This window comes from Methanolobus sp. (assembly GCF_016278385.1).
GTDB lineage: Archaea > Halobacteriota > Methanosarcinia > Methanosarcinales > Methanosarcinaceae > Methanolobus.
This window is the reverse complement of the sequence record NZ_JADQBY010000044.1, coordinates 34,625-51,451: the sequence shown is the minus strand read 5'-3', so window position 1 is coordinate 51,451 and position 16,827 is coordinate 34,625. Positions and strand designations below refer to the sequence as shown.

14 protein-coding genes are annotated in these 16,827 nt (G+C 38.3%); 8 read left to right on the top strand and 6 right to left on the bottom strand.

From position 1 onward, the window contains the following. Both QZZ23_RS13870 and QZZ23_RS13865 read right to left on the bottom strand, forming a co-directional pair. On the bottom strand, positions 1 to 636 hold a 636-nt coding region (locus QZZ23_RS13870), incomplete at its 3' end, for a glycosyl hydrolase family 28-related protein (protein WP_292471288.1). Between the two features lie 529 nt (positions 637 to 1,165). Beyond that, positions 1,166 to 1,381, bottom strand: coding sequence for a hypothetical protein (locus tag QZZ23_RS13865; RefSeq protein WP_292471286.1), 216 nt, complete (start codon positions 1,379 to 1,381; stop codon positions 1,166 to 1,168). 686 nt (positions 1,382 to 2,067) lie between these two features. On the opposite strand from QZZ23_RS13865, the gene QZZ23_RS13860 reads away from it, so the two are divergent. The 4 genes from QZZ23_RS13860 (at position 2,068) to QZZ23_RS14745 (ending at position 5,650) form a co-directional block, all read left to right on the top strand. Then, complete coding sequence (locus tag QZZ23_RS13860; protein ID WP_292471284.1) at positions 2,068 to 2,847, top strand: hypothetical protein; 780 nt, start codon at positions 2,068 to 2,070, stop codon at positions 2,845 to 2,847. Then, positions 2,844 to 3,869 (top strand): GNAT family N-acetyltransferase, encoded by a 1,026-nt coding sequence (locus QZZ23_RS13855; RefSeq protein WP_292471281.1) that lies wholly within the window; start codon positions 2,844 to 2,846, stop codon positions 3,867 to 3,869. The genes QZZ23_RS13860 and QZZ23_RS13855 overlap by 4 nt, the downstream gene beginning before the upstream one ends. 4 nt (positions 3,870 to 3,873) lie before the next feature. Further along, positions 3,874 to 4,923, top strand: coding sequence for a DUF354 domain-containing protein (locus QZZ23_RS13850; RefSeq protein WP_292471278.1), 1,050 nt, complete (start codon positions 3,874 to 3,876; stop codon positions 4,921 to 4,923). A gap of 361 nt (positions 4,924 to 5,284) precedes the next feature. After that, positions 5,285 to 5,650 carry a transposase gene (locus QZZ23_RS14745; protein WP_366931364.1) on the top strand — a complete coding sequence of 122 codons (366 nt, stop codon included), beginning with the start codon at positions 5,285 to 5,287 and terminating at the stop codon, positions 5,648 to 5,650. A gap of 240 nt (positions 5,651 to 5,890) precedes the next feature. On the opposite strand, the gene uvrA is transcribed toward QZZ23_RS14745, so the two are convergent. Next, a complete protein-coding gene (gene uvrA, locus QZZ23_RS13840; RefSeq protein ID WP_292471274.1) occupies positions 5,891 to 8,719 on the bottom strand; it encodes an excinuclease ABC subunit UvrA in 2,829 nt (942 codons plus the stop codon). A 565-nt stretch (positions 8,720 to 9,284) separates the two neighbouring features. Here uvrA and QZZ23_RS13835 point away from each other — a divergent pair. Beyond that, positions 9,285 to 13,073 carry a Cache 3/Cache 2 fusion domain-containing protein gene (locus tag QZZ23_RS13835; protein WP_292471272.1) on the top strand — a complete coding sequence of 1,263 codons (3,789 nt, stop codon included), beginning with the start codon at positions 9,285 to 9,287 and terminating at the stop codon, positions 13,071 to 13,073. Positions 13,074 to 13,187: 114 nt separating this feature from the next. Here the strand turns inward: QZZ23_RS13835 and QZZ23_RS13830 are convergent, their stop codons facing one another. Further along, positions 13,188 to 13,682: a GyrI-like domain-containing protein gene (locus QZZ23_RS13830; protein ID WP_292471270.1), complete on the bottom strand. Its 495-nt coding sequence runs from the start codon at positions 13,680 to 13,682 to the stop codon at positions 13,188 to 13,190. A 448-nt stretch (positions 13,683 to 14,130) separates the two neighbouring features. Here QZZ23_RS13830 and QZZ23_RS13825 point away from each other — a divergent pair, with 448 nt between their 5' ends. The 3 genes from QZZ23_RS13825 (at position 14,131) to QZZ23_RS13815 (ending at position 15,108) form a co-directional block, all read left to right on the top strand. Further along, positions 14,131 to 14,517, top strand: a complete 387-nt coding sequence (locus QZZ23_RS13825; protein ID WP_292471268.1) for a cohesin domain-containing protein — start codon at positions 14,131 to 14,133, stop codon at positions 14,515 to 14,517. Between the two features lie 125 nt (positions 14,518 to 14,642). Next, positions 14,643 to 14,822: a hypothetical protein gene (locus QZZ23_RS13820; RefSeq protein ID WP_292471266.1), complete on the top strand. Its 180-nt coding sequence runs from the start codon at positions 14,643 to 14,645 to the stop codon at positions 14,820 to 14,822. Positions 14,823 to 14,916: 94 nt separating this feature from the next. Beyond that, positions 14,917 to 15,108, top strand: coding sequence for a hypothetical protein (locus QZZ23_RS13815; RefSeq protein ID WP_292471264.1), 192 nt, complete (start codon positions 14,917 to 14,919; stop codon positions 15,106 to 15,108). Between the two features lie 232 nt (positions 15,109 to 15,340). Here the strand turns inward: QZZ23_RS13815 and QZZ23_RS13810 are convergent, their stop codons facing one another. Both QZZ23_RS13810 and QZZ23_RS13805 read right to left on the bottom strand, forming a co-directional pair. After that, positions 15,341 to 15,562 carry a transposase gene (locus tag QZZ23_RS13810; protein WP_292471261.1) on the bottom strand — a complete coding sequence of 74 codons (222 nt, stop codon included), beginning with the start codon at positions 15,560 to 15,562 and terminating at the stop codon, positions 15,341 to 15,343. Between the two features lie 108 nt (positions 15,563 to 15,670). Beyond that, entirely contained in the window at positions 15,671 to 16,738 is a 1,068-nt protein-coding gene (locus tag QZZ23_RS13805) for a putative sugar O-methyltransferase (protein ID WP_292471259.1), read from the bottom strand. Positions 16,739 to 16,827: the final 89 nt, after the last annotated feature.

The window sequence follows — 16,827 nt, the reverse complement described above, 5'->3', positions numbered from 1 at the left end:
CGTATTAATCTGAGTAGACATATCATTGTTGTAGACCTCTACACCATCACAGTAAAAGACCCAGATAAATTCATGTCCTTGATTCCTTCCTATATTATCATGGACAGACACATTTGAACATCGGTTAAAGTGTGTCAAATCGTATGCATTGTCATGCATATACATGTCATAGACTTCAATGTTATCGACATCCTGGATGAAAATCAACATATAATACATAGGTACTCCAAGTATCTGTTCATCATTATTTTCATAGTTACCATCTAGTTCAAAACCATGAATTTTGATATTTCCAACTGAACCCATATTTTTTATAAGAGGGACATAGTTTCCAAAATATGCGTTGTTTTCTATCATCAGTTTTGCATTAGAATCGCCCGTAAGTTCAGTATTATCACCTATCTTAACAGGATCTCCTGCACTGTAAGTACCTGATTTCAGATAGACTGTTCCACCGCCTATTGAATGGATATAAGCAAGTGCCTGGTTTATCTGTACGTGGTCATCTTTTCCGTCACAATTGTAATCACCACTGCCGTCAGTAGCAACATATACAGTAGTTGCACTACCCAGAGCAGTAAATGATACAAGTAAAAAAACAAAAATTGCACCCATTAACATCTTTCGTTTTGCCATATTAATCAAAATATACTAATCGTGCACATGAATATAAACTCCATGTGCATGTATGTCCATAAGTTTGGCACTAAAATATGAAAGCGTACTTACATTTATTCAACAGTAAAATTGTCTTATTATACCATCGGCGGTTTGAATGAAGTATGATGAACTTCCTGAGAATGCAGAATACACATTAAATCACTTTTATCGATATAAACAATAGCAATAGAAAACAAACGGGTGGTCCTAAAATAGTTAGTGAAGTCTCTTTGACATGCTAACTGATTATGGACATGGAACATGATATTAATAATACTTTCTGCTTAACCTCAAAGAGAAGGTTAAAAAAGATATCATAAGATTTGTCATATGACCAGGCAACATAATCATTTCGATTTTGTACTTGTAAGGATGTCCATCTCTTTCGAAAGAGCTTTGTTATTCTCAGTTAACTAAAAAAGGTAGCTATAAAAATAATTGATCAATAATGTGATATTCATACAGGAATTAAAAAAGGCGCATGTAAAGCGCCTCCATTTACTATTTACTTTTTGATTAAACAGCAATAACTACCTGTCAAAATAGTGTTAGAAGCTACATTAAGGGGACCACTATTAACAAAAGTACCTGACTTCATATAGATTGTTCCGCCAATAGACTCAACGTAATCAAGCGCCTTGTTAATTTCTACATGATCATCGATTCCATCATCAGCAACATATACAACAGATGCACCACCAACATTGATATGGGATACCATCAAAACTACAAATATGGTAATAATGTACAAAGCTCGTTTTATTATCATAATCAGCATAATTCTTACTTTATGCACATGAGGCACTATGTTAGAAATTTAAACACATTAAATCATTTCTTTATAGTTTTTCCTCTTGATTTTCGGATATCTGGTTAAGAAGTTGTTATCCATACTTAATTTAATACATAGCTAAGTTATGAACTAATAAGCAGACATCTTCTGATCATTGCATATTCACGATTTAACAATGAGCCGATTTCAAAACTTCACTCCTAGCTTTTTCCAACATAAGTTGTCTAATTGGAATAGGAGAATTTTGGAGCTAATTAGATATCCTCCAGATAACCTCATATTATTTAGACAAAAGCTATTATACTATTATCCACATGTAATTATTATATAATGGGAGGACATGAGCACATGGGAAAAATATCAGGTATTTTATACCTGAAAAGAACGAAAATGTCCTTGTCAACACACTAATAATCTTATCAAATTAATTGGAAGCAAGAAATTAGAAAATATATATGCTAATACTTATGGAAAGATGGTCATCACATATAATGGAATGGAGTTTGTACTATTATGTAGATCAGATAGCAAACTTTGGGAAAACTATGTTGGTACACTATAATTACGTAAGTTGTATGAATCCTATAGAATTTTAATTTTGCCTGGGGTATTCAATGTTAGATTTTAATGAACTTGATTTTACGATTGTTAAGTTTCACAAGTTGTGTTCCGCATTAGTGAATAACAACTATGTGCCTGTCACCATGGAACATTATTTGTCTTCAAGAAATGACCTTCCTGAGCGTTTTGTTATCATGCGTCATGATATTGATAAATGGCCAAAAGCAGGTTTGAGGGCTGCTCATGTCGAAAAGGATCTTGGGTTAAAGGCAACTTATTATTTCCGAACCAAAAATAATGTTTTTGTTCCTCAAATCATCAAGGAAATAGAAAAGATGGGACATGAAGTTGGTTATCACTATGAGAATTTAAGCACTGCAGATGGTGACTATGAAAAAGCGATTGGCTTATTTGAAGAGGATGTCAACAGGTTCAGGGAGATATGTACTCTTAAAACCATATGTATGCATGGTGCCTCACTGTCAAAACATGATAACAGAGACTTATGGAATAAATATGATTTCAGGGATTTCGGAATTCTTGGTGAGGCCTATCTATCCGTTGGTGATGAGTTGAATTATTTCACTGATACAGGAAGAGGCTGGAATTCAAAGAGCAATTTGAGAGACTTTATTCCGGGAAAGAATAAAAGGATCTTTGCAGACACAACTGACAATCTAATAGGATTAATAGAAAGAGGGGAGGTTGATAATTTGTATATAACCTTACATCCGGAAAGATGGTCCGCAAATCTTTCAGGCTGGAGTTTTGCCTGGGTACTGGATCTTGGATATAATTCTGCAAAAGCTATCTTGAGGTGGATGCGAAAATGATGGATATTGTGACCGATGTCAGCGAGGTGGAATGGAAATCATTTTTGGATAATTGCGATGAAGCAACTATCTACCACACTCCCGAATGGAAGAGGTTTTTAAAGGATACTTTTGCTTATGAGCCACTTCATATCTTTGCAAAGGATGATACGGGGCAGATAACAGGCATGTTACCTTTGTTTTATATAAAAAGCAAATTAACCGGCAATCGACTATGTTCCACTCCATTTTCTCATTCATGTGGTCTGGTTGGTAATCAAGAGTCATTTGATTCTTTGATAAATAGATCTCTGGATATTTTTGGAACGATTGATGCAAAATATATTGAGATTCGGGATAGTGTCAATTCAAATAAGTTCCAGATCAACAATTCGTTTTCGACTTACATACTTGATGTTTCCAAAAATGTTGATGTATTATGGACAGAATTATCGAGTAATGCAAGAAGGAGCACCAGACAATCTAAAAAAAATGGCTTAAGTGTACGGGTCACAAGGGATATGGACGACCTTAAATCATTTTATCAGATAAATTCTATGACAAAAAAAGAAATAGGTGTGCCCTGTCATCCGTGGAAATTTTTCAGAAACCTATTTGATATTTTTAAGGAAAACATTTCACTTTATATTGTTGAATATAATGATGAGATGATTGCAGGCGGCATTCGAATTTATTACAAGGATACTGTTATTGCAGGATATGCAGCGTCAAATCCTGAATTTGTCAACATGAGACCATATAATATATTGAACTGGCAGACGATTGAGGATTCATCAAAAAGTAATTACAAATACTATGATCTTGGAAGAGTATCATATGATAATGAGGGCTTAATGTTCTTTAAATCCAGATGGGGTACCGTCGAGAAAAAACTTTATTATTCATTTTATCCGGAAAATCCAATGTCCATTGTTGAAAACAGAGATAACATGAAATTTAAAATTGCTACTAATATGATGAAAAGAATCCCAATGCCAATCTATCAGCAGTTCAGTAATGTACTGTTTAAGAACTTCGGGTGAAATGATGAAAATAATTGTTGAAATCGGACATCCTGCACATGTACACCACTTTAAGAACATGATATGGGAGCTTAAAAAAAAAGGTCATGAGATACTTGTATGTGCTGTCGATAAAGAGGTATCACTTGACTTACTGGATGCTTATGGATTTAAGTATGAGGTACTGGGTGTAAACCGGGGAAAGGGAATAATTGGAAAAATTCCCTTCTTTATAGAATCAGAGTTGAAGATGTTCAGCATAGCAAGAAAATTCAAACCTGATATGTTTATCTCCCGTGGTTCTCCTTTTTCCGCACATATGAGCAGACTCTTCAGGAGTTCCTCTATTTCATTTAATGATACAGAGCATTCTACAATTGTGGATTCAATAGTGTTTCCATTTATGGATGCAATACTAACACCAATTTGTTTCAAACGAGATTTGGGTGCCAAGCAGATCCGATACAAAGGAAACCATGAACTTGCATATTTGCATCCTGATTATTTCAGCCCCAATCCAGGGACATTACAGGAGATCGGACTGACAGAAAATGACACATTCAGTGTTTTAAGATTTGTTTCATGGGAAGCAAACCATGATGTAGGACAAACAGGTCTGACACTGGAAACAAAAAGGGAGGCTATAAGGATTTTAAAAGAATATGGCCGTGTTATGATTACATCTGAAAAACCGCTGGATGCTGAATTTGAACAATACCGGGTCTCTGTTTCTCCTGAAAAAATGCATGACCTTCTTTACTATGCAACTCTTCTTTATGGAGAAAGTGCTACCATGGCATCAGAATGCGCCATATTGGGGACCCATTCAATATTTTGTGATTTTGCTGGTAGGGGATACACTGACGAAGAAGAAGAAAAATATGACCTTGTATACAATTTCAAACTCGATAAGGGTGGACAGGCCAGTTCGATTGAAAAAGTGTCTGAACTTATTAGGAATCCTAGTTTGAAAGAAGAAGGAAGAAAAAAGGGTGAATATCTTGTAAAGGATATGATCGATGTAACTGCATATATGGTAGATTATGTTGAGAATTATGGAAAGTTGATTGAATAAGTGAATTACCCACTAAAAAAGTATACTGACAAAAAAGAAGCCTTCTAATTAAAACTTCAGTTTAAAAGCTTTTCCTTTTTTTTGGCGAGAGGTAATCGCTATAAATATCATATGCATGTCCTCTTATGTTTTAAAGATTTATAATGTGTGGAAGGGTCCACTTTGAGGATTCAATTGAAAACTATCTGAACATAGAAAGCGCCTTATTTGCCAATTCCTGCACTTTCGCTGCATAAACGATATTTCAAAGCTGGGACGTGCTTATTATACCAACAATAGTTGGCATTATAAATTGCACTAGTGAGTAAGGATGCAAATACGTCTGGTGATTATTACTCACAAGCAATTTCATGATAGATGAATTGAGTGTTACCTGTCCTGCTGGTTACAGAACAATAATCTCAAATTACAACAAGAAAACGGGCACACTTCTTTATCATTTCATCAAAGTGATTGTCATAACTGCACTTTGAAACAAAACTGTGCAAAACTTGACCACAAGACTATCACAGTAAGTAAACATTATTCTATTTTTGAGGAGGCTAAGAGATATAGTGAATCTCCTGATTTTAAAGATGACATGAAAATGAGAGCACACATCGAACCAAAACAAGGAGATATGAAAAGATTTCATGGACTGGAAAGAGCAAAGTTATGTGGGAATAGAGAAACTAAATGTTCAGGCAATGTTAACTGGAATTGTGGTAAATCTCAAGAGATTTGTTAAAATGAGTTGCGATAACTGTGGGAGATTATGTTGAAAAGGAAAAAACATTGAATGAGGCTATGGTATTTAAGCGGATATTAATGGTCTGTTTGGCAGAAATATCAATCAGATGACGGACTCTCCCAAAAACGAGTTCATGCTTTCAAATTTGCTCTTTAATTGTTAGGATGAAAACTTTATCTAGTATTATCCTACAGTCTCTAAAAAAACAAATGAAAATAAACAGGAGTTGTCTGAGTTTTATGAAAGCATTTTCTTCAAAAACATCCCTGTATAGGAAATATCGCTCTTTGCCACTTCTTCAGGAGTTCCATGTGCAATGACTTCCCCGCCACGGTCTCCACCCTCAGGTCCAAGATCAATTAGCCAGTCTGCAGTTTTGATCACATCAAGGTTGTGTTCGATGACTATTACGGTATTGCCGGCATCTACAAGTCGTTGCAGCACTTCAAGTAGCTTTTTTACATCATCAAAATGAAGTCCTGTTGTTGGTTCATCAAGTATGTGAACAGTCTTACCGGTAGAACGTTTGCTTAGTTCAGTTGCAAGTTTTACTCTCTGTGCTTCTCCGCCTGACAGTGTAGTGGACGATTGTCCCAGTTTTATGTAGCCAAGACCAACATCGTTTAGTGTCTGGAGTTTTTTGCTGATTTTTGGAACATTCTCAAAGAACTCAAAGCCTTCCTCAACAGTCATGTCAAGAACCTCAGCAATATTCCTGTCTTTATAGGTTACTTCCAGGGTTTCCCTGTTGTAGCGTTTTCCATGACATACTTCACATGGAACGTAAACATCAGGCAAAAAATGCATTTCGATGGTGATTATGCCATCACCTGAGCATGCTTCACACCTGCCGCCACGAACATTGAAACTAAAACGTCCTGGTTTATAACCCCTGGCACGTGCCATCTTTGTCTGGGAAAAGAGTTCCCTGATAGGAGTAAAAAGGTTAGTGTAAGTTGCAGGATTTGATCTTGGTGTGCGGCCGATGGGTGACTGGTCTATGGTTATGACCTTGTCTACATTTTCCAGCCCATCTATGGATGTGTACTTTCCGGGTATTTCCCTTGCCCTGTTAAGATTCTTTGCGAGTACTTTGTTGAGAGTCTCATTGATAAGTGTACTTTTTCCTGAACCTGATACCCCGGTAACACAGACAAGGACCCCAAGTGGGAATTCCACATCAATTAATTTGAGGTTGTTCTGGCTGGCACCCCTGAGGATTATGATGCCGGTAGCCTCCCTTCTGTTTTCCGGGACTTCAATCTTCACTTTTCCGCTCAGATATTTACCGGTTGTGGAACTCTCGTTCTTCATTATCTCTTTAGGAGTGCCTTCGGCAACGATCTCTCCGCCATGTATGCCTGCCCCGGGCCCCATATCAACAACATAGTCGGCACTGGTTATAGTTTCCTCATCGTGTTCGACAACGATCACGGTATTTCCTATGTCTCTCAGATGTTTTAGTGTTGTAATGAGCCTGAGATTATCCCTCTGGTGAAGACCGATACTTGGTTCGTCAAGTATGTAGAGCACACCCATAAGGCTGGATCCGATCTGTGTTGCAAGTCTGATACGCTGTGCCTCACCCCCAGAAAGCGTTGCAGCAGACCTGCTCAGTGTCAGGTAGTCCAGACCCACATCAACCAGAAAACCAAGCCTTGCCTTGATCTCTTTGAGTATCAGGCGGGAAATGGTGTATTCCCTGCTGTTGAGTTTAGTTTCCAGTTCCTTGAAGAATTCCAATGCTTCCTCAACGGACATTTCAGTTACGTTGATTATGTTTTTTTCATCAATGGTTACGGCAATGCTTACTGGTTTTAGTCGCTTGCCATGGCAGGTCAGGCATGGTTTTGTGCTGATGTACCTGCTCATTTTGTCCTTACTGGTCTCTGATTCCGTGCCTTCATATATCTTAGAGAGGTTTGCAATGACTCCCTTGAAGCGTCCTTTGTGTTTCCACATACCGCCGTTCTTTCCCACATGCACGAAAGGTATGAGTTCTTCACTGCCGTAGAATATGAGATGTTGTACCTCAGGTTTCAGCTCCTCAAATGGGACATCCATTGAGAATTCCATGTAATTCGCCAGTGATTGAAGTGACTGCATGTAATATCCGTCAGCCTTCTTGCTGTACCAGGGTTCCACTGCTCCTTTGTTAAGCGAGAGTGCCCTGTCGGGAACTATCAGGCTAGGATCGAATTCCATGGAAGTTCCAAGTCCGTGACACTGCGGACATGCACCCTGCGGGCTGTTGAATGAGAATGCTGCCGGTTCCATCTCTTCAAAACCAATCCCGCATTCAGTACATGCAAGTTTCTCACTGAATGTAAGTTCCTCGCCATCGATAATCTGAACTGTAAGTGTCCCTCCACTTTTCTCAAGAGCTGTTTCCACAGAATCGGATAGCCTTTCCTCAATTCCTTTCTTGATTACAAGCCTGTCCACAACAATGTCAATGTTATGCTTAAAGTAACGACCGAGTTCTATATTCTCGGCATCTTCCAGTAGATGAACTTCTCCGTCCACACGTACGCGTGTGAAACCCTCGGTGCGCAGGTCGATAAGGAGTTTCTTGTACTCTCCTTTTCTTTCTCTCACAAGCGGGGCAAGTACGTGTATTTTCGTACCTTCCTGCAGGTTCATGATGCTGTCAACTATCTGGTCAACACTCTGAGTTTCAATAATACGCCCACATTCTGGGCAGTGCCTTATTCCTATGCGGGCAAAAAGCAATCTCAGGTAATCATAAATTTCAGTAACAGTACCTACTGTAGAGCGTGGATTCTTGCTGGTAGTTTTCTGCTCGATAGATATGGCAGGGGAAAGACCTTCGATGTATTCAACATCTGGTTTTTCCATAAGTCCAAGGAACTGTCTGGCGTATGCAGAAAGTGATTCCACATATCTGCGTTGCCCCTCAGCGTAAATGGTATCAAAAGCAAGTGAAGATTTACCCGATCCACTAAGCCCAGTGATAACTATAAGTTTGTCACGAGGCAGAGTGAGGTCTATATTCTTAAGATTGTGCTCCTTAGCACCTTTAATCCTGATGCTGCTCAAAGACATTGTTTATCTCATGAGGTGGTTAATAGGTATAGTTTACGGTGAACTACAAAAGTTTAAAAAAGAGTTTGCATTTTTACCTTTTCTCTGCTTGATGCATCCCTTTTTTGCATGCTACGAATCAGGGTCATGATCTTTACTTTTCTCTCGAATTCTGTCATTGGATTGTTAATTGGGAGTTTGGGTATATATGGGTGATGTGAGCGGGGTGAAAGTGTTACGCAAATATCTGTTCTTATTTTATTGGTTACAACTTTAGTTAATGTAAACAGTGCAATAATATTCATATAAATATAGCACACGAGATATATGCAAGTGTATGTATAATAATTGTTATATATAATAACAGCATTGTTTTTCACAAAAGTGAGTGTTTGCACAGTAATGCCAGTAGCCATCAAAGATGGGAATTGTGTTTAGTGGGAATTGTCACTCTTGATGATAATTTAAAGATACAACAGAAGGCTGCAAATTAAGATTCCTGTGCTACAAATTGTATCCTTCAATACACTACATTCTATCATTCCAAAAGGCATGAATTGCGTGCCCTCACAAAGGTTGGATTCAAATGAACTTAAAAAATATAACCATAAGTCAAAGGATAATTGCAGTATCACTACTGCTTACTATTCTGCCAGTCACGCTGGTTGGGTTTTATTCATATGAACAAACAGCTTCTGCCACCAGTAATCAATTAGAGGCAAACTTAGGTGACCAGGTATTTCTTGAAAAACAGTATATTGATTCCGTATTCTCTGTTGCCCAAAAAAGCCTTGAAACCAGTCTGAGTCTCGTACGTTACGAATTCTATACTCGTGGTAACCCTGACATAATCAATGGTGAAATGGTACTTGGTGGAAACTATGTCGTCAACAATAACTTCGATATGGTTGACTGGATTAAGGAGGATATTGGTGGGGAGGTAACTATATTCCAGATCAAGGGCGACTCCGCAGTTCGTATTAGTACTACGATTATCAATCAGGATGGAGACCGTGTTGTAGGGACTACTGTTTCTGATAAAGTATACGATGCTGTTGTTACGCAGGGTCAAACCTACAAAGGGAGGGCTGATGTGCTTGGTTCCTGGTATGTAAGTATATATGAACCAATAAAAGATAGCTCAGATGAGGTCATTGGTATTCTTTTCGTCGGCATTCCTGAAGAGCAGTACAGGGTCATTATGAAGGATCAGATGTCGAAGATAACGGTTGGTGAGACTGGATACATATATGTCATGGACTCTAACGGTAATCTCGCAATCCACCCTAGTATTGAAGGAGAGAGTGTTTTTGACAATGATTTCATAAAAGAGATCATTGCAACTAAAGAAGGTACGATCACTTATGAATGGGAGGGCCGTGAGAAGATTGCTAGTTACACTTACTACGAGCCAAATGACTGGTTCATTGTATCAAGTGCTTATACTGAAGAATTTGAAGGACCTTTAAACGCTATCAAGAACAGTTTGATAATGGCTATTCTGATTTTTGTAGTTCTGGGCAGTATTGCTGCATTCCTGATAAGCAGGTCTATTTCAGGAGGAATTAAGAAAATAGTAACAGACTTTGACACGATATCCAAAGATACTCTTGAAGGTAAGCTTGACAGAAGAGCAAACATTGATGTAGGAATCGATTTTGAGGCAATACCAAGACGATTTAATCAGGTACTGGATGCTGTAATTAATCCACTTAACATGGCTGCTTATTACGTTGACAATATTTCTAAAGGTGCAATACCCCCTAAAATCACTGATGACTACAATGGTGAGTTCAACACAATTAAGATTAATTTGAATCAGTGTATTGATTCTATCACTGCGCTTGTTGATGATGCTAATATGTTGTCGGCAGCTGCAGTTGAAGGTAAGCTCGATGTTCGTGCTGATGCTTTCAAACATCAAGGTGATTATAAGGTGATCATTGAAGGTGTTAATGATACTCTCGATGCAGTAATTGGTCCACTAAACGTGGCTGCAGAATACATTGATAGAATCTCACATGGTGAAGTTCCTTCCAAGATCACCGATGAATACAGTGGTGATTTCAACGAGATCAAGAATAACCTGAATCAGTGTATTGATGCTATCAATGCACTTGTTGATGATGCCAATATGCTGTCAAATGCTACTGTTGAGGGTAAACTTGACATCCGTGCCGATGCCTCCAAACACGATGGTGATTTCAGGGCAATCATTGAGGGAGTTAATGACACTCTGGATGCTGTGATAAATCCACTCAATATGGCGGCAGAACATATTGACAGAATATCTCATGGTGATATTCCTTCCAAGATTACCGATGAGTATCACGGTGACTTCAATGAGATCAAGAATAACCTGAATCAGTGTATTGATGCTATCAATGCACTTGTCGATGATGCCAACATGCTGTCCCGTGCTGCTGTTGAGGGTAAACTTGACATCCGTGCCGATGCCTCCAAACAAAATGGTGATTTCAGAGCAATTATTGAAGGTGTGAATGACACACTTGATGCTGTCATCGGACCGCTTAACATGGCTGCAGATTATGTGGATAAGATTTCCAATGGAAATATTCCTTCTAGGATCACTGATGACTATCACGGTGACTTCAACACAATCAAGAACAACCTAAATCAGTGTATTGATGCAATTAATGCGCTTGTTGTCGATGCAAATATGTTGTCAGAAGGTGCAGTTGAAGGGAAACTTAATAATCGTGCTGACACATCCAGACATCAGGGAGATTATCGAAAGATAATAGAAGGTGTTAATGACACACTTGATGCTGTGATTGGACCACTTAACATGGCTGCAGATTATGTGGAAAATATCTCCAAAGGAAATATTCCTGAAAAGATCAAAGATGAGTACAATGGTGATTTCAATACCATTAAGAACAATTTGAATACTTGTATTGAAGCGATCAATACTCTGGTAGCCGATGCAAATATTCTTGCTCAGGCCGGTGTTGACGGGCAGCTTGATACCCGTGCTGACACTTCCAGACACCAGGGAGATTATCTCAAAATAGTTGATGGTGTCAACAATTGTCTTGATGCTGTTGTTGGTCCTGTGAACGAAACTGCAAGGGTTATCACCGCCTATGCTGAAGGTGATCTGAATGCAAGATTTGCAATAGATGTGGAAGGTGATTTCAAACAATTGGGTGACACACTTGATGGTTTTGGTGATACACTGCAGAGTATTATCGGTGATTCATGTGCTGTCCTCGATGCAATATCATCCAATGACCTGACAAGAAAGGTTAGTATTAATGGAGTTGGAGACTTCATACAACTTACAGAAGGTGTGGAGAAGTGCAGGTCTTCATTGAATGAGATAGTAACTCTTGTGACTGATAACGCTGAAAGTATTGCTTCCACTGCTCAGGAAATGTCTGCTTCCAGTGAGGAATTGACAGCGACTTCAGAAGACATGACTAACATCGTAGCTGAGATATCAAGGGGTACGCAGATGCAGTCCGTCAAGGCTGAAGAGGTCTCAAGGGCAATGAATGATATGAATCTCACTGTTCAGGAGGTAGCTGCTAACTCCGAGAATGCTGCACAAAGTGCTGTTGACTCCAATAAGCTCATACAGGGCCTTGGTGAAATATCCAATGATCTTATGTTGAAGATGGAAAGCATAAAATCGGCAGTTGGCGAATCTTCAGATGTTATTAATGAATTGGATGGAAAATCCAAGCAGATAGGTGAGATAGTCAATCTTATCACAAGTATCGCTGATCAAACTAATTTGCTTGCACTAAACGCTGCTATAGAAGCAGCACGTGCAGGAGAACATGGCCGTGGATTTGCTGTGGTGGCTGACGAGGTTCGAAAACTGGCTGAAGACTCCGGTAATGCAGCTAATGAAATTGCACAATTGATAGGTCAGATACAGACTGGAACAAGAGATGCAGTCACGTCTATGGCAAAGGGAGCTGATGAGGTTGATACAGGGGCTGTTTCCCTTGAAAAATCGGTTAAGGCAATTGGTGAAGTTGTTGAGACCGGAGGTATAATTGTCAAGATGGTTCAGGAAATTGCTGCAGCCGCTGAAGAACAGTCAGCTTCAATAGAGGAGATCACAGCTTCTGTCGAAGAGGTGTCTGCAATATCTGAACAATCGGCAGCAGGGGCACAGGAAACGGCTGCTTCCGTGGAACAGCAGACATCATCTATGCAGGAAGTATCAAAATCTGCTCAGGAACTTGCAGATGTGGCAGCTAATATGCGGATGGTGGTGTCCAGGTTCAAGCTGGATACTGTGAGTGCTAATGCTTATGCGAAATCAGATGATATGGATGATTCGTTCTTATCAGATGTGGAAGAAATGACCTATGACTTCCCGGAGGATGCATTAGTCTGATGTTGAAGGATTCTGAAAATTAGTGTTAAAATGCGGCTCTTCTAAAGAGCTGCACCATATTTTTTTACTCAATCATTTGATTGAGTTACTTTTTTAAAGTTTATTATGTTTGATTCACTTGACAGGCATGCATATATCAAGAATATGATGTTTTTCCGGGTGTTCTTCGGGGGAGTTTAAATATATCTCGTAACTTGCCCGGGCCATATCAATTTTAAGGTTATTTTGTATCAGCCACTCAACAATCTTTTCCCATGCAGGGCCATATTCCTCCGGTCCTGCTAGTTCTGCACGCATTACAACGTATTTTCCCCCGGGAAGTGTTTGCTTTTTGATGTCTCCCTCAACTTCAACATCATAACGGCTGGTCATGCACACATCCAGCTTAAGTTCTTCCGGAGGGGTAACGCCTGGATCATCATAATATGCAGACATAAAAAGAGGGTCTGTTCCCATCAATTGTTTCGGACCTGCCCAGCTGCCAAGTTTGCCAAATAAATCTTCAAACACTTTGACATTTCCTATGTAGTTGCCGATAAATGAAACATATGCTACGTTTCTTTCTTCTAATTCTGTAATCTTTGCTTCGTTTATAATTTCCAAATTCATCACCGACCTCAACTTCAAGTTATTTTATGTGACATGTACAATAAAAACCCATAGTAAGTCGAGTGAAAGTAATAATTATTTCTTACCGACAAAAAAGAACAAATAAGTTTTTTGTGGTATGGTTGTGGGCAAATTCTCATAGGAAGATAAAATATGGCGAAAACAGTTAGTATTTATGGAAAATGTTGTGGTAAAAAGGATACAAGAGGTTTAAAAGGTGGTGGAAATCCCAATTATATTTAGTGGCTCTGTACTTCTGGAATCAGATGTGTAAAAGTGGAAAAGGTAGGGGAGATTACCCATAGAAAAGAAGTGTGATAACTATGAATTTTCTTATGAAATCTCTATTTGAGATGTACCAAAACAGTATTGTTTAACACAAATAATATATTATTATCAATAAAATCAAATAATTATATGTGCTTATAAATCTACAAGCTCTTAAATAATGAGGCTATACCTTATCAAGAACATTACAAAGGTTACTATATTTTTACTTCTTCTTGTTTTCGGTTGTTTTAATTCGACTGCAGCAAATGTAACACTTAAACCATCAACTCAAATCGTCACACCCAGTGAAGATTTCACAGTAGATGTTTTTATAACACCAGATTCTGCAATTGCCGGATTACAGTTCAATCTCGAGTTTGATAGCTCAAAGATACAGGTACATGATGTATCTAAAGGTAGATTCTTAAGCTCGAAAGGTGCTTCAACATTCGTCAGCTATGGAAATATAGACAACAATGCAGGGATACTTTCAGATATTTATGGTGTGGTATTGGGTCCTTCAAGCATCTTAGAACCTGAGTCCTTCAAGCATCTTAGAACCTGAGTCCTTCAAGCATCACAATGAGTGTAAAAGAGCAGGCTACAAGCACATCAACAATTTCTCTGAAGAACGTGATTATAAGTGATCCATCAGGAAATTCCATAGGTACCTCGATTAAAAATACGACTATGACTATTAAAGAAGCATCCAGTGAACCCCAAGAGGTATTCTATGATAGTTTTGAGCAGGGGGCATGGAATGGACTATGGACTGAAGGCAGACGAAGCTACGGGTACGATTCAGTTCAGCGGGCAGTAGATGGCAAATATTCTGCTGAAGTCGATGGATGGGCTAGGGATGCACCATAAACCTCTAGAGATATAGATCTGGATGGTAAAACAAGCGCTACAATTACCTTCTCCTGGTACATTGAAAGTGGTCTGAGAATACCTTGCATTTGATGTGTCCACAGATGGAGGAGCTACCTGGACTGAAAAAGCAATTTTAAGAGGATATATGGATACGGAAAATCAATGGCACTACGCGAGCGTTGAATTGAACGACATAAACAACCTCAAACTTCAATTCCGGGGAAAGATGTCCAATTCACGGGAAGATGCGTTTGTTGATACTGTTAGAGTAGTAGCAAAATAAGCAATATGCCGTTGAATAAAGATGAAATTGAATAGTGTCCTATTTGGACACAAAACCTTTTTTTGCAACTTGAGTCTAATTATTTTTAGAGGAACTATCCGATATCTCATATTATGATTGTCGGTTCATTTTTTCGTGGGTGAATGTTTTTGAGATTCCATAGAAAAGGAAGCGGTGATAACAGTAAAGTTTAGATTTGTATTCTAGATAAGGATAATTGAGAAATTACACATTATTCTAAGAGGATAATTTTAAAAAGCTTTGATTTAATTGCAGTTACATTTGAACTATAACATTCTGGCGTATCACCCCACCTGCAACCTTTTATTAGGACAAAGAGAATACCATTGATGACCTTACGGTCATCAACTATCTTTCTTCCGGTTATTGGTTGTGGTGGCAAATGTGGCTTAATAAACTTCCATTGTTCATCAGAGAATTCTCTGAACTTCATTCAAAACCCCTCATGCAATTATTGCATGAAGTTGTATTTATACTTTTGAAATGGACTCATCCTCTATTTCGTGCCGGGAAATTATGGAAGTACTTAATTAGACTCACGTTAACTCTCTTCAACCGGAATGTTTCCACTTGACACATAATATAGATTCCTTCTGGAAGAATCCACCAATCCCTCATGCTCAAAAAATTGAAATTTTCTGCCCGGGAAAAACTGTGGCAAGTTCGCAGGATCAAAAGTAGTTGTCAAATCAAATAAATCATAGGAAATTAGTGCAATTGCCGATTTATCTGAACTGTTTAATCTCATGATGTGGTGTGCGTAATTTGAAACGATATCTTTAGGCATCTCAACAAATGAATGCGCATTTATAAAAATATCAACTTGGGCTTGCAATTTCTCAATTTGCCATGGTGCAATACAAAAAATCTCCAGATCATCTGTATCTGTAAATTTTATTGTTTCCAAATTTTGGAATTTTCTGCAGTCAGAAACAGCCTCGCCATAGAAAGCCTTTAAGTATTGCGTTCCAACATACAGATTCGGTGGAATGTCAAGATATATCACTTTCCTGATATTTGGATAGTTTTCAATTAAGAGATGGACATTAACTCCAAACCCTCCTCCTATTTCAAAAACAGTTCGAGCCATATCATATCTAATGTGAGCGGCCACATTATCATGCTGTTCTAGAACATTAAGATAATGAATTGCATAATCTTGCCCATTGATGTTGACTGCTTTTTTACATCCGCCAAGCAGGGAATATGGAAGTCTATATTTTCCTAATAATTCTCTGACTCGAGGTTTTGAATTGAGGTTTTCTTGGCAATTTCGTATTGATTCGGCAGCATAATTACGTGTCTGTGCTAATTGGGCATCATATATCTTACTAAATGGAAATAATTTTGTCCCCCATATTATGATTTTACGAAATCCATAATTATACGCATCTCGGATATCAATTACTAAATTATCGGCATAAGAAAGGCCAATTAGATTTGACGAACCTCTGAAATCTTTTATTCCGCATCTCTTTATTTCAGATATTGCGCTTTTTACTTTATAATTCCAATAGGGTCCGGGACGATAAAGACTACTAGATTGACGTTTTGAATCATTAATCATAACCTTCAAAAAGGAGAAATCATCTTTTATTTGTGGGTTCATTAAATACTCCTTGTTCAATCATAACCTTAACCGCATTTAACGCATTATAGTGTAAATAATTTGCTGCAAATTCAGTTCTGTATGAAAAT

Coding starts and splice junctions, on each gene's coding strand:
- QZZ23_RS13865 (WP_292471286.1), bottom strand. CDS start 1,381: ATGGTATCCCATATCAATGTTGGTGGTGCATCTGTTGTATATGTTGCT.
- QZZ23_RS13855 (WP_292471281.1), top strand. CDS start 2,844: ATGATGGATATTGTGACCGATGTCAGCGAGGTGGAATGGAAATCATTT.
- QZZ23_RS13850 (WP_292471278.1), top strand. CDS start 3,874: ATGAAAATAATTGTTGAAATCGGACATCCTGCACATGTACACCACTTT.
- QZZ23_RS13805 (WP_292471259.1), bottom strand. CDS start 16,738: ATGAACCCACAAATAAAAGATGATTTCTCCTTTTTGAAGGTTATGATT.
- QZZ23_RS13825 (WP_292471268.1), top strand. CDS start 14,131: ATGAGGCTATACCTTATCAAGAACATTACAAAGGTTACTATATTTTTA.
- QZZ23_RS13830 (WP_292471270.1), bottom strand. CDS start 13,682: ATGAATTTGGAAATTATAAACGAAGCAAAGATTACAGAATTAGAAGAA.
- uvrA (WP_292471274.1), bottom strand. CDS start 8,719: ATGTCTTTGAGCAGCATCAGGATTAAAGGTGCTAAGGAGCACAATCTT.
- QZZ23_RS13820 (WP_292471266.1), top strand. CDS start 14,643: ATGACTATTAAAGAAGCATCCAGTGAACCCCAAGAGGTATTCTATGAT.
- QZZ23_RS13860 (WP_292471284.1), top strand. CDS start 2,068: ATGTTAGATTTTAATGAACTTGATTTTACGATTGTTAAGTTTCACAAG.
- QZZ23_RS13835 (WP_292471272.1), top strand. CDS start 9,285: ATGAACTTAAAAAATATAACCATAAGTCAAAGGATAATTGCAGTATCA.
- QZZ23_RS13810 (WP_292471261.1), bottom strand. CDS start 15,562: ATGAAGTTCAGAGAATTCTCTGATGAACAATGGAAGTTTATTAAGCCA.